Annotated in this window: 12 protein-coding genes and 1 pseudogene; 8 read left to right on the top strand and 5 right to left on the bottom strand. The window is 73.8% G+C overall.

From position 1 onward, the window contains the following. Positions 1-50: 50 nt before the first annotated feature. Positions 51-1409 carry an MFS transporter gene (locus QFZ62_RS14880; RefSeq protein WP_307507299.1) on the top strand — a complete coding sequence of 453 codons (1359 nt, stop codon included), beginning with the start codon at positions 51-53 and terminating at the stop codon, positions 1407-1409. 39 nt (positions 1410-1448) lie between these two features. Then, positions 1449-1628, top strand: a complete 180-nt coding sequence (locus tag QFZ62_RS14875; protein WP_307507296.1) for a hypothetical protein — start codon at positions 1449-1451, stop codon at positions 1626-1628. A 70-nt stretch (positions 1629-1698) separates the two neighbouring features. Here QFZ62_RS14875 and QFZ62_RS14870 read toward each other — a convergent pair whose 3' ends face one another. Further along, positions 1699-1914: a hypothetical protein gene (locus QFZ62_RS14870; protein ID WP_307507293.1), complete on the bottom strand. Its 216-nt coding sequence runs from the start codon at positions 1912-1914 to the stop codon at positions 1699-1701. Positions 1915-2628: 714 nt separating this feature from the next. On the opposite strand from QFZ62_RS14870, the gene QFZ62_RS14865 reads away from it, so the two are divergent. Next, complete coding sequence (locus QFZ62_RS14865) at positions 2629-2856, top strand: hypothetical protein (protein WP_307507290.1); 228 nt, start codon at positions 2629-2631, stop codon at positions 2854-2856. A gap of 76 nt (positions 2857-2932) precedes the next feature. Here QFZ62_RS14865 and QFZ62_RS14860 read toward each other — a convergent pair. After that, positions 2933-5066, bottom strand: a pseudogene (locus tag QFZ62_RS14860) (DEAD/DEAH box helicase). A 321-nt stretch (positions 5067-5387) separates the two neighbouring features. On the opposite strand from QFZ62_RS14860, the gene QFZ62_RS14855 reads away from it, so the two are divergent. Next, positions 5388-6512 carry a glutathione S-transferase family protein gene (locus tag QFZ62_RS14855; RefSeq protein ID WP_307507288.1) on the top strand — a complete coding sequence of 375 codons (1125 nt, stop codon included), beginning with the start codon at positions 5388-5390 and terminating at the stop codon, positions 6510-6512. Next, entirely contained in the window at positions 6512-7327 is an 816-nt protein-coding gene (locus QFZ62_RS14850) for an alpha/beta hydrolase (RefSeq protein WP_307507285.1), read from the top strand. Before QFZ62_RS14855 ends, QFZ62_RS14850 begins: the two co-directional genes overlap by 1 nt. On the opposite strand, the gene QFZ62_RS14845 is transcribed toward QFZ62_RS14850, so the two are convergent. Continuing rightward, positions 7302-7655 (bottom strand): DUF6804 family protein, encoded by a 354-nt coding sequence (locus tag QFZ62_RS14845; protein ID WP_307507283.1) that lies wholly within the window; start codon positions 7653-7655, stop codon positions 7302-7304. The genes QFZ62_RS14850 and QFZ62_RS14845 overlap by 26 nt on opposite strands. 112 nt (positions 7656-7767) lie before the next feature. On the opposite strand from QFZ62_RS14845, the gene QFZ62_RS14840 reads away from it, so the two are divergent. Beyond that, a complete protein-coding gene (locus QFZ62_RS14840) occupies positions 7768-8808 on the top strand; it encodes a zinc-dependent alcohol dehydrogenase family protein (RefSeq protein ID WP_307507280.1) in 1041 nt (346 codons plus the stop codon). A 35-nt stretch (positions 8809-8843) separates the two neighbouring features. Here the strand turns inward: QFZ62_RS14840 and QFZ62_RS14835 are convergent, their stop codons facing one another. Then, entirely contained in the window at positions 8844-9161 is a 318-nt protein-coding gene (locus QFZ62_RS14835) for a putative quinol monooxygenase (protein ID WP_307507277.1), read from the bottom strand. Positions 9162-9253: 92 nt separating this feature from the next. Next, positions 9254-11008 carry a pyruvate dehydrogenase gene (locus QFZ62_RS14830; protein WP_307507275.1) on the bottom strand — a complete coding sequence of 585 codons (1755 nt, stop codon included), beginning with the start codon at positions 11006-11008 and terminating at the stop codon, positions 9254-9256. A 149-nt stretch (positions 11009-11157) separates the two neighbouring features. On the opposite strand from QFZ62_RS14830, the gene QFZ62_RS14825 reads away from it, so the two are divergent. Both QFZ62_RS14825 and QFZ62_RS14820 read left to right on the top strand, forming a co-directional pair. Continuing rightward, positions 11158-11889, top strand: coding sequence for a DUF1684 domain-containing protein (locus QFZ62_RS14825; protein WP_307507272.1), 732 nt, complete (start codon positions 11158-11160; stop codon positions 11887-11889). 33 nt (positions 11890-11922) lie between these two features. Beyond that, positions 11923-12462: a putative immunity protein gene (locus tag QFZ62_RS14820; RefSeq protein ID WP_307507269.1), complete on the top strand. Its 540-nt coding sequence runs from the start codon at positions 11923-11925 to the stop codon at positions 12460-12462. The last annotated feature ends 10 nt before the right edge of the window (positions 12463-12472 follow it).

Below are 12472 nucleotides of genomic sequence, written 5' to 3'. Positions count from 1 at the left end.
CCACCCGGAGCGGCCCGCGGACGCGCCCGTCCTCCCCGAAAGCCGAGCACATGACCACGACCACCTCGCGGCCCACCCGCTCCGAGCGCCTCGACGCCCTTCCCTGGACGCGGGCGCACTCGCGCATCCTCGGCGGCAGCGGCGTCGGCTGGGCGCTCGACGCCATGGACGTCGGCCTCATCTCGTTCGTCATCGCGCAGCTGGCGGTGGTGTGGAAGGCGGACGCCGGCCAGCTCGGCCTCGTCGCATCCGCCGGGTTCCTCGGCATGGCGATCGGCGCGAGCGTGGGCGGGCTCCTCGCCGACCGGCTCGGCCGCCGCCAGGTGTTCGCGCTCACGCTGCTGGTCTACGGCCTGGCGACGGGCGTCTCCGCGCTCGCGATGTCGGTGGGGGCCCTCATCGCGCTCCGCTTCGTCGTGGGCCTGGGGCTCGGCGCCGAGCTGCCGGTCGCGTCGACGCTCGTGAGCGAGTTCGCGCCGGCGCGGATCCGCGGCCGCGTCATCGTGATCCTCGAGTCGTCCTGGGCGGTGGGCTGGACCGCGGCGGCGCTCATCGGCTACCTCGTCATCCCGTCGAGCGACGACGGCTGGCGGTGGGCGCTCGCGCTCGGCGCCGTCCCCGCCGTGTGGGCGATCTTCGTGCGGCTGCGGCTGCCGGAGTCGGTGCGGTTCCTCGAGGCGAAGGGCCGGCACGCGGAGGCCGAGCGGGTCGTGCGCGATCTGGAGGGGGCGGCGGGGGCGGATCCGGCCCCGGACGCGGTTCCGGAGACGCCGACGGACCTCATGGCCGACGCCGCCGCCGACGCCGCGGCCCCCGCGCCCCGCGAGCGCCTCTTCGGCGCGCGACTCCGCCGCCGCACGCTGTCCCTCTGGATCGTGTGGTTCTGCGTCAACTTCGCGTACTACGGCGCCTTCATCTGGCTGCCGACGCTGCTCGTGGCGCAGGGCTTCTCGCTCGTGCGGTCGTTCGCGTACACGCTGCTCATCACGCTCGCGCAGCTGCCGGGCTACGCCGTGTCCGCCTGGCTCGTCGAGCGCTGGGGCCGCCGCGTGACGCTCGCGGTCTTCCTCGCGGGATCCGCCGTGTCCGCCGGCCTCTTCGGCACCGCCGACGACGTGACCTCGATCCTCGTGTTCGGCTCCCTCATGTCGTTCTCGAACCTCGGCGCGTGGGGCGCGCTCTACGCCGTGACCCCGGAGCTCTACCCGACGCGGGTACGCGCGACGGGCGCGGGCAGCGCGGCGGGCTTCGGGAGGCTCGCGTCGATCATCGCGCCGCTGTGCGTGCCGCCGCTCCTCGCGCTCGGCGGCGTCGCGCTGCCGTTCGGCGTCTTCGCCGCCGTCTTCGCGTTGGCCGCCGCGGCCGCGCTCACCCTGCCGGACCTCCGCGGCGCGGCCCTCGAGGACTGACCGCCGCTACGCTCGGAGCACCCGACCCGAGGAGCGCGCATGACCGGCACGACGATCCTGGTCTACGCCGTGCTGGCGGTCGTCGTGGTCCTCATCGCGTTCGCCGTCATCGGCACCTCGCGCTCGAACCCCACGCAGGACGCGCAGGACGCCGTCGCCCGCGAGCGCCGCGCCGCCCGCAAGGCCGAGCACGCACGCCGCCGGGCCGAGCGCGGCTAGCGCCTCCCCGCACGCACGACGCCCCCGCGACCAGCAGGTCGCGGGGGCGTCGTCGTGCAGGTCGCGACACCTACGCGGCCAGCGCCTCCTCGAGCAGGTGCGAGAGGGCGTCGAGCTGGACGGACGTCGATCCGGCCTCGTCGAAGTCCTCGCCGTCGAGCGCGCGCGCCGCGAGGCCCGCCTTGCTGTCGATGAGCTCGGCGATCTTCGCGTCGATGGTCTGCGCCTGCCACCGATGCCGCTGGTGCCGCGAGCGCTGGTCGTGACACGACGCGCAACCGTTCACACCATTCGCGGGTCCTAAGCACACTTCGGCCCCGCCATCCGCACCCTGTGCACAACGCGCGCCCAGGAGCTGCCGGAGGAGGACTGTAGGTGCGTTCCCGACTGGAGGAGAACATGAGATCTCGATCGCTCAAACGCCTCGCGCTCCTGGTGGCGCTCACACTCGCACCGCTCGCCGCCACTCCACCCGCCTTCGCCGCCGGTCCCCCCGGACATGGCTTACGGGTCTTGTCGGACTCGCGGCCCGCTCCCCAGACGAGCGCTGCACTCACCCCTCACCGACTCGCCGAGCTGGGCAGGGCCCTTCAACGTGGGCCAGCACCACGTGACAGCGTCGCGACGGCTCACGGAGAACGGGTCACTTATCACGTCTCACCCGGCGTAGACATCGCCTTCACCTACGACTCATCTGGCAGCGCCGTCGTTGTCCCCGCCGCCCACGACGTCATCGACACATCGCTCGTCTCCGTCGGCTCGGATCCCTTCCCCTACGTCAGCCTCGACTCCACGGAGCAAGCGACCGGTGCCACCGCTGCGGCCGGGGGACTCGCCGCGACAATCTGCGCCGCACTTGGACCGGAGACGGGCGGTGTCGGGTGCGTCGCCGCAGGCGGCCTCGGCGTCACGATCGTGGCCATCGTCGCAGCCCACGGGGTCTGCCCCGACAATCAGAACTACCGCATCTACATCCTCAGCTTGGAAGGGCAGTGCCGAAATGACTGAACCGACGATTCGCAGGCGCAGGACGCGCGCCCTGGTGCTCACCGCGATCATCACCGCTTTCTACCTCTTCGCCACACTCGTAGTCGCCCCCCTCGCCGCTGGTGAGGACGCGATGACTCGCACGTATCCGGCCGGCGTGTTCGGTTTGCTTCTCTTCGCCTTCAGCTACTTCGTGCTCCTGAAGGTCCCTCGTCTCCTCGGCCGAGAAAGGCAGCAGTGAGCCGATACCCCGCACGCACGCGCGACGCCCCCGCGACCAGCAGGTCGCGGGGGCGTCGTCGTGCAGGTCGCGACAGCTACGCGGCCAGCGCCTCCTCGAGCAGGTGCGAGAGGGCGTCGAGCTGGACCGACGTGGATCCGGCCTCGTCGAAGTCCTCGCCGTCGAGCGCCCGCGCCGCGAGGCCCGCCTTGCTGTCGATGAGCTCGGCGATCTTCGCGTCGATGGTCTGCGCCGCGATGATCCGCCACGCGGTGACGGGCTCCTCCTGGCCGATGCGGTGCACGCGGTCGATGGCCTGCGTCTGCTCCGCGCTCGTCCAGCTGAGCTCCGCGAGCACCACGTTGGACGCCGCCTGCAGGTTGAGGCCGACGCCCGCCGCGGTGAGCGAGCACACCACGACCTGGACCTCGGGGTCGTTCTGGAAGGCGTCGATCGCGTGCTGGCGCGCGGCCGGGGTCTGGTCGCCGCGGATGGAGACGGACGTGATGTCGCGCTTCGCGAACGTGGCCTCCGCCTGGTCCATCACGTCGACGTGCTTGGCGAAGAACACCACCTTGCCGACCGAGCGCGCGAGCTGCGCGGCGTAGTCGGCCGCGAGCACCGCCTTCGCCTGGCCGATGCGGCGGACCATGGTGAACACGTTCTCGCCGGTCTTCTGCGCCTTGGCCTCGTCGAGCTCCGACTGCGCGACGAGCCGGATGAGGTGCGCGCGCTCGGCGGCGGGTCCGTCGAGCACGTCGGGCACCGTGGTGCCGCGGGCGCCGACGAGCGCCGTGAAGCGCTTCACGAGGCGCGCCGCCAGCTCGCGCTCGGCCTGGCGGATGGAGCGGCCCAGGTCGTCGTCGAGCTCGACGGGGAGGTCGGCGATGCGCTTGCTGGGCAGGTCGGTCGCCACGTCGATCTTGCGGCGGCGGACGATCCCGAGGTCGATGACCGCGCGGCGGGCTTCGGCGAAGAAGCCGGGGTCGGCCGGCGTGAGGCCCGCCTCCTCGAGCTCGCCCATGAGGCGGGACGTGGGCTTGTCCCCGTCGATCCAGCCGAGGAACTGCCAGATGGCGCGGAAGTCGTCGATGTCGTTGATGAGCGGCGTGCCCGTCAGCGCCATGAGCAGCGGGTTCGACTGGCGCTCCCGGATGCTCTCGGCGAGCGCCAGCACGAACTTGGAGCGCTGCGACTGGAGGTTCTTGATGAAGTGCGCCTCGTCGACGACCATGCCGCGGAAGCCGAGCGTGCGCAGCCAGCCGATGTGGCGGTCGAGCACCTCGTAGTTGACGATGACGACGTCGGCGAAGGCGTCGAGGCCCGCGCCGTCGCCGTGGATGACCGTGGCGCGGCGGTGCGGCGTCCAGCGCTCCACCTCGCGCTTCCAGTTCATCTTCACGACGTTCGGGACGACGACGAGCAGCGGGTACGCGTCGGCGACCGACGCGGCGAGCAGCGCCTGCGCGGTCTTGCCGAGGCCCGGCTCGTCGGCGAGCAGGAACTCGCGGTGGCCGAGGCGGACGCTCTCGAGGAAGCGGGCCTGGTGGCGCATGAGCTCGAGGTTCTGCGGCGACAGGCGGTCGATGCGCGGGCTCTCGGGGAGGTCCATGCTCGCGATGCCGCCGCCGGCGCCGTACTCGAACGACTTGAACAGCGGGCCGAGCAGCTCCCAGTTCGCCAGCAGGCGCGTGGGCGGCGCGGCGGGCGCGGGCCGGTCGAGGTCGGGCTCGAGGAACGGGTTCGCGAGCACGCGCGCCTTCACCGACGGCGGCACGACCTGGCGCTCGTGCAGCTTGGCGAGGGCGGGAATCCTCGGGCTCGGGCTCGGGCTCGTCCTCGACGACCATCTCCACGCCGCCGTCGAACAGCATGTGCTTGCGCATGGCGCGGGCGGCCTCGGAGAGCTTGGCGTCGGGATCCAGCAGCGGCAGCACCGAGGTGTCGCGCGCGGCGGTGCGGGCGAGGATGCTGGCGATGCCGTCGAGGCGCTTGAGCGTCTCGGCGCGCTCGGAGTCGCTGAGCGGGGTGGCCGGGTCCTTCGCGTGCGTGCGCTCCTCGCGCATGAGCACGGCGATGACCTGGAACTTCGTGCGGTTGACCGGCTTGAGCTTGCCGCGCTGGGCGGCCTGCTCGATCTCGCGCACGGCGCGCGCCAGGACGGGGATGAGCCCCTCGTTGTCGATCGTGCGCGTGCGGGCGGACGACCGCCGCTGGCCGGTGCGAGCCATGCAACTCCTTGTTCACTGCCGGGGCCAGGCCGTGCCTGCGCTCCCGGATCGGAAGGACTCAGCGCCCGTCGCGCACGGTGACGCGTGCGGTCGGACGGTGGCGAGGGGACCTTCCTCGAGCAACCGGGGTTCCGGGTCGGGGGTGGGATGCGGGTCCGCCGCCTGCGCCCGGCCGCCTCGGGGAGGACGGGCACATGAGGAGTTTAGGGCACGCCGGGACCGCCGCGTGCCCTGATCCGCCGCGCGTCCCCCGGCGATCCGTCCGGTGCCGGAGCGCATCCCGGCCCGGTCGCCGCGGGCCGTCCGGCCTACGCTGGACGGATGACGGATCAGGCGACACCCACCGGTACCAACGAGGCGGGCTCCCCCGGCCGCTACGTCGAGGAGGGTGAGTTCACCCGCGACACGAACTACATCGAGGACCGCATCCTCCGAGACGGCTCGCAGGGCTGGCCGGTCGAGGCCGGCCGCTACCGGCTCGTCGCGGCGCGCGCCTGCCCGTGGGCCAACCGCTCCGTGATCGTGCGCCGCCTGCTCGGCCTCGAGGACGCCATCTCGCTCGGCCTCCCCGGCCCCACGCACGACGCCCGCAGCTGGACCTTCGACCTCGACCCCGACGGGCGCGACCCCGTCCTCGGCATCGAGCGCCTGCAGGAGGCGTTCTTCGCGCGCTTCCCCGACTACCCGCGCGGGATCACGGTGCCGGCCCTCGTCGACATCCCCTCCGGCCAGGTGGTCACCAACGACTACCCGCAGATCACGCTCGACCTCTCCACCGAGTGGACCGAGCACCACCGGGAGGGCGCGCCCGACCTCTACCCCGAGCACCTCCGCGCGGAGATCGACGAGGTCGCCGACCTCGTCTTTCGCGACGTGAACAACGGCGTGTACCGCTGCGGCTTCGCGGGATCGCAGGAGGCGTACGAGAAGGCGTACGACCGCCTCTTCTCCCGGCTCGACTGGCTGAGCGAGCGCCTCGCCACGCAGCGCTACCTCGTGGGCGACACGATCACCGAGGCCGACGTCCGCCTCTTCACCACGCTCGCGCGCTTCGACGCCGTGTACCACGGGCACTTCAAGTGCAACCGGCAGAAGCTCGCGGAGATGCCCGTGCTGTGGGCGTACGCGCGCGACCTGTTCCAGACGCCCGGCTTCGGCGACACCATCGACTTCGTGCAGATCAAGCAGCACTACTACCTGACGCACACCGACATCAACCCGACGCGCGTCGTGCCCGTCGGCCCCGAGACCTGGGGCTGGCTGGAGCCGCACGGGCGCGAGGAGCTGGGCGGTCGCCCCTTCGGCGACGGTACGCCCCCCGGTCCCGTCCGGGAGGGCGAGCGCGTACCCGAGGGCCACGGCGCCGTCCCGCGCGGCGGTCGCGAGACGCGTCCCTCGGAGGCCGCCCCGGCCGAGCTGCCCGCCGTCGACGCGCAGGACGCGTGATGGCCGACCGCACCGCCGTCCCGACCCGCAGCCGGCTCCTCTGGTGGGCGGGGCGCGAGTTCCCCGAGGCCGCACGCGCGCTCCGCGGGTCGCAGGCGGCCGGCACCACGGTGGATCGCCGCACCGCGGGCGAGCAGGGCCCGCCGCTCGACCTCGACGTCTGGCTGCCGCCGGATCACGACCTGGGTAAGACCGGATCCCCCGTCGTCGTGGTGTTCCCGCGGATCCGCGGCGACTGGCTGCCGTCGACCCTCGCCACGGAGCTCCGCGCGGTGGTCGTGAGCATGCCGACCGACGACGACGCGCTCGCCCTCGCCGGGATGCGCTGGATCGCGGCGCGCACGGCCGGCTGGAACGGGACGCCCGAGCGCCTCGGCGTCCTCGGCGACGGTCCGGGCGCCGACCTCGCGCTCCGCGTCACGGCCACGGCCCGCGACACCGGCGGGCCGTCCGTGCTGCGCCTGGTGCTCGTGAGCCCCTCGGGCACGCTGCCCTCGGGCGACATCGCCGCGGACGACAGCTCGCGCACCGGGTCCGGCCCGCGGGGCCTCCGCGACCTGCCGTCGAACCTCATCCACACGGGCGCCGGGGATCCCCGCCGTCAGCGCCTGGTGGCCGCCGTCTCCGAGCTGCGCGCCGCGGGCGTCAAGTCCCGGCTCGTGACGCTGCCGAACGCCGACCGCGGGTGGCTCGCGCTGCCCCGCGTGGATCCGCAGCTCACGCGCCGCTCGCTCGACGAGATCGTGGCCTTCCTCCGCCGCGGCCTCACGGAGGAGCGCGAGTTCGGCACTACCTCCGGGGTGGAGATGAGCTGACCGGCACCTTCACGAGGATGCCGGCCGCGATGAAGACGATCGCGGCGACGTACTGCAGCGACTGCCACGTCGTCGCCTCGACCGGGATCACGGCGACGGGGTTCCACATCACGGCGACGCCCGCGAGCAGCGCCGCGCTCCACCAGCTGCGGGCGCGGAGCGAGAACACGATCATGATGAGCGCGAGGATCGACACCGCGAACCGCACGACGGTGAAGAGGTCCCCGTCGATCACCGCGAACCCGGCCAGCAGCACGATGGCCCCGAGGAGCCCCGGGGCGAGCGACGGTCGGGTGAACGCGGGGGCGGCGGCGGGGGTGCGGGTCACGCGCCCAGTCTGCCAGCGCGGGCCGCTCGGGTCGCTCGGGCCGCTCGGGTCGCCGCGCCCGCTCGGATAGCGTGGAGGGCTCACCCGATCCCGCACCACCCGAGGAGCCCCCATGCGCGCCGTCGTCTACGAGGAGTTCGGCGCGACGCCCGTCGTCCGCGACCTGCCGGACCCCGTCCCCTCCGCGCGCGGGGTCGTCGTGCGCGTCGAGGCCACCGGCGTCTGCCGCAGCGACGCGCACGGCTGGCTCGGCCACGACGACGGCATCGCGCTCCCCCAGGTGCCGGGCCACGAGCTGGTCGGGCGGATCCACGCCGCGGGTCCCGAGGTCACGCGCTTCCGCGCGGGCGACCGCGTCACCGTCCCCTTCGTCTGCGCGTGCGGCCGCTGCCCCGAGTGCCTGGCCGGGAACGGCCAGGTGTGCCGCGACCAGACGCAGCCGGGCTTCACCCACTGGGGGTCCTTCGCCGAGCTGGTCGTGCTGCACGACGCCGACGTGAACCTGATCCCCGTGCCCGACGACCTCGACGCGGGCGCCGCCGCCCTCCTCGGCTGCCGGTTCGCCACGGCGTTCCGCGGGCTCGTGCACCGGGCGCGCATCCGGCCGGGCGAGCGCCTCGTCGTCGTCGGCTGCGGCGGCGTGGGCCTCAGCGCCGTGATGATCGGGGTCGCCGTGGGCGCCGAGGTCATCGCGGTCGACATCGACCCGGCCGCCCTCGCGCGCGCCACCGAGCTCGGCGCCGCGCACGCGATCGACTCGTCCGGGCTCGCCGAGGAGGACGTGCTCGCCGCGATCCGCACGGCCGCGCCCGAGGGCGTCCAGGTGTCGGTGGAGGCGCTCGGCCGCGAGTCGACCCTGCGGATCAGCCTGCTCGCGCTCGCGCCGACGGGCCGGCAGGTGCAGATCGGCCTGTTCGCGAGCGAGCCCGCGGTGCCGGTCCCCGTGATCATCGGCCGGGAGCTGAGCCTGCACGGCAGCCACGGCATGCCCGCGCACGACTACGCCGAGCTGATGGCGATGGTCGCGTCAGGCGCGCTCCGTCCGGAGCTGCTCATCGAGCACCGCATCCCGCTCGAGGACGCCCCGGCCGCGCTCGAGGCGCTGGCGTCGGGCGACCGCTCGGCGGGGATCACGCTGGTCGAGGTCGGCTGACCGCGCGGGGCGTGCGGGGCGCGCGGGCCTGCCGCCTAGAGCGCGCCCTGCAGCTCGGTGCCCGCCGGGATGGGCGCGAGGCGCGTCACCACGGCGGGGCCGGTGATCAGGCCCTCGAGCGACGCCACCATCCGCGCGACGGGCTCGCCCGCCCCGTGCGCATCGAGGGCCTCCGCGGACGACCACTTCTCGAGCATGACGATCGTGCCGTCGGGGGCGTCGTGGATGGCGTAGACCTCGCACCCGTCCTCCTCGTGGACCTCGGCAATGCCGCGGGAGAGGGCGGCGACGGCCTCGTCCCGCCTCCCCTCGACGGGCGTGAACACGGCGGTGACGACGACGGGCTGGGACATGGTGGCTCCTCGGGTGGGACGTGCGGGGTGGGACGGGACGGGGTGCGAGGGCCGACCGCGCGCAGGCGGGACCGGCCCCCAGGCGGAACGGCTCAGGGCCGCGGGATGTTCCGCAGGTTCGAGCGGGCGAGCTTCACGGCCTCGCCGACGCCGCCGTTCATCACGATCTTGGACATCGACAGCGCGAAGCCCTTCACCTGCGCGGCGGTGATCTCCGGCGGGATCGACAGGGCCATCGGGTCGGTCACGAGGTCGACGAGCGCGGGCCCGTCGTGCGCGAACGCGGCCTCGAGGGCGCCGCGGATGTCGGCCGGGTCCTCGACGCGCTGGGAGTGGATCCCGAGCGCGGCCGCGACGGCCGCGTAGTCGACCATGGGCACGTCGACCCCGAAGTCGGGGATCCCGTCGACCAGCATCTCCACCTTCACGAGACCGAGCGTCGAGTTGTTGAACACGACGACCTTCACCGGCAGCCCGTACGCGGCGACCGTGACGAGCTCGCCCATCAGCATGGACAGCCCGCCGTCGCCCGAGACCGAGACCACCTGGCGGCCCGGCTGGGCGACCTGCGCGCCGATGGCCATCGGCAGCGCGTTGGCCATGGACCCGTGCACGAGCGAGCCGAGCATCCGCCGGCGGCCGTTCGGGGTGAGGTAGCGCGCGCTCCACACGTTGCACATGCCGGTGTCGCTGAGGAAGACGGCGTCGTCGGCCGCGACCTCGTCGAGGATGCTCGCCGCGTACTCGGGGTGGATCGGCTTCAGCTTCTCCGCCTTCGACGTGTACGCGCCGACGACCTGCTCGACCTTCCTGTCCTGCTCCTTCAGCAGCTTCTCGAGGAACCGCCGGTCGGTCTTCCGCTGCACGAGCGGCAGCACCGCGCGGATCGTGGAGAGCGCGTCGCCGTGGATCGCGATGTCGACGTCGGTGCGTCGGCCGAGGCGCTCGGGCGCGATGTCGATCTGCGCCGTCCGCACCTCCTTGCCGGGCAGGAACTGGTCGTAGGGGAAGTCGGTGCCGATGAGGATCAGGAGGTCGGCGCCGGAGATGCCCGCGGCCGCCGCGCCGTAGCCGATGAGGCCCGTCATGCCCACGTCGAACGGGTTGTCCTGCTGGATCACGTCCTTGCCGCGCAGCGAGTGGCCGACGGGTGCGGCGATCCGGTCGGCCAGCTCCATGAGCTCGGCGTGCGCGGATCCGGCGCCGCGACCCGCGAAGATCGCGACGCTCCTCGCCTCGTCGATGGCGGCGGCGAGCGCGCGCACGTCCTCCTCGGCCGGGACGATCGCGGGCCGGCGCGGCAGCGTGAACGTCGGTGCCTCGCCCTCCGCCTCGAACTCGGCGACGTCGCCGGGCAGCGTGATGACGCTGACGCCGCCGAGCGCGAGGGAGTGCCGCATGGCCTGGTCGACGACGCGGGGCGCCTGCACCGCGGTCGAGATCATCTCCGTGTAGTGCGAGCACTCGACGAAGAGGCGGTCGGGGTGCGTCTCCTGGAAGTAGCCGGAGCCGATCTGGTTCGTGGTGATGTGGCTGGCGATCGCGAGCACGGGCGCGCCCGAGCGGTGCGCGTCGTAGAGGCCGTTGATGAGGTGCAGGTGGCCGGGCCCGCAGGATCCGGCGCACACGGCGAGCTTCCCGGTGAGCTGCGCCTCGGCCGAGGCGGCGAACGCGCCCGCCTCCTCGTGCCGCACGTGGATCCAGTCGATGCCGCCCTTGCGGCTCCCGCCCGTGCGCCGCACGGCGTCGACGACCGGGTTGAGGCTGTCGCCGACGACCCCGTAGATCCGGCTCACCCCCGCCTCGATGAGCTGGGCGATGAGCTGGTCGGCGACCGTGCGTGCCATGGGAGCGTCCTTCCGTCGGTGCGCCCAGTCAATACCCGTCGCCTCCGCGCGGGCTCCGCGCGGCGCACCCGGGCCCGTGCGCCGGCACGTGCACGCGGCGACGACGCGCGCGGCGGGAATGCGGCCGGACCGGGCGCGTTGACCCTCACGTGACCGACACGACGACCGATGCCGCCCGCCCCGACGCCGCCGACCCCGACGCCCTCGCCCGCTACGAGGCCTGGCACCGCGCCCGCCTCGCCGCCGTGACGAGCCCGTTCGGCAGCCTCGCGCTGATCCAGACGACGTGGCTCGCTCCCGGCCAGGAGGTCAGCGACCTCGAGGCGCTCGAGGGGCAGCCCGACACCGTGCAGCTCACGCGCATCGAGCGCACCTCGCTGGAGACCGGCGAGCCCGAGCACGGCTACCGGCTCTGGGACTCCGCGAGCCCCCGCAACCGCGCGTTCGAGGACATCGAGGTCTACCCGTACGCGCCCGAGTGGATCCTCGAGGGCCGCTTCGAGCGCGTCGACGACGACCGCGTGATCCCGTTCGAGCACATCGCCGACCAGGGGCGCACGCGGGAGCTGCCCGTGCCGGGCGACATCGTCGTGGAGATCGAGGGTGAGGAGGTGCGCCTCAGCGCCTTCGCGGACGGCGACCGCCTGCAGCTCGTCTTCGCCGACGCCACCACGGGCCGCGAGAGCTACGCGCCCAGCCGCTTCCTCTTCCTCCCCCGCCCGGACGGCGACGGACCCGTGACCCTCGACTTCACGCGCGCCGTCGTCCCGCCCTGCGGCTTCTCCGACTGGATGAACTGCCCGCTCCCGCCCGCCGGGAACCGCCTGTCCGCGGCCGTCCGCGCCGGGGAGCGCCGCGTGGTCTACCGCGACGAGGCCTGACCCGTCGGGTCGCGCGTGTGCGAGGGTGCTGGCATGCCCTCCCCGCAGACGTTGAGCGAGACCGACCGGCGCCTCGTCGCCGCGTGGGCGGCGGACTGCGCCCTGCGCGTGCTGCCCCTGTTCGTGGTCGAGGCACCGGACGACGACCGACCGCGCGACGCCATCGCCCGCGCGCGGGGCTTCGCGCGCGGCGAGCTCGACACGGCCGGGGAGATCCGGCGCCGCTTCGTGGCGAACCGCGCCGCGCAGGTCGTGACGTCGCCGTCCGCGCGCGCCGCCGCCTGGTCGGCGGGGCAGGCCGCGGGCGTCGCGCACATGGGCGCGCACGGACTGGGCGCGGCCGCGTACGCCGCGAAGGCCGCGGCCGCCGCCGCACCCGGCGACCCGTCGCGCGCGATGCAGGAGATCGCCGCGCAGCTGGCGCTCCTCACCGACCCCGTGCGGTCCGCGCTGCGGCTCCTCCCGCTCCTCGGGACGGATCCGTCGGGCCCGCTCGGCCCGGGACTCCTGGCCTCCGGGGAGCTGGGCGCGCACATCCGCACGATCCAGGCGTCGCTGGCCGACGGACGCTGAGGCGCGCGAC

The sequence above is a fragment of the Clavibacter sp. B3I6 genome, assembly GCF_030816895.1.
Classification (GTDB): domain Bacteria; phylum Actinomycetota; class Actinomycetes; order Actinomycetales; family Microbacteriaceae; genus Clavibacter.
This window is presented reverse-complemented; position numbering and strand designations above follow the sequence as displayed.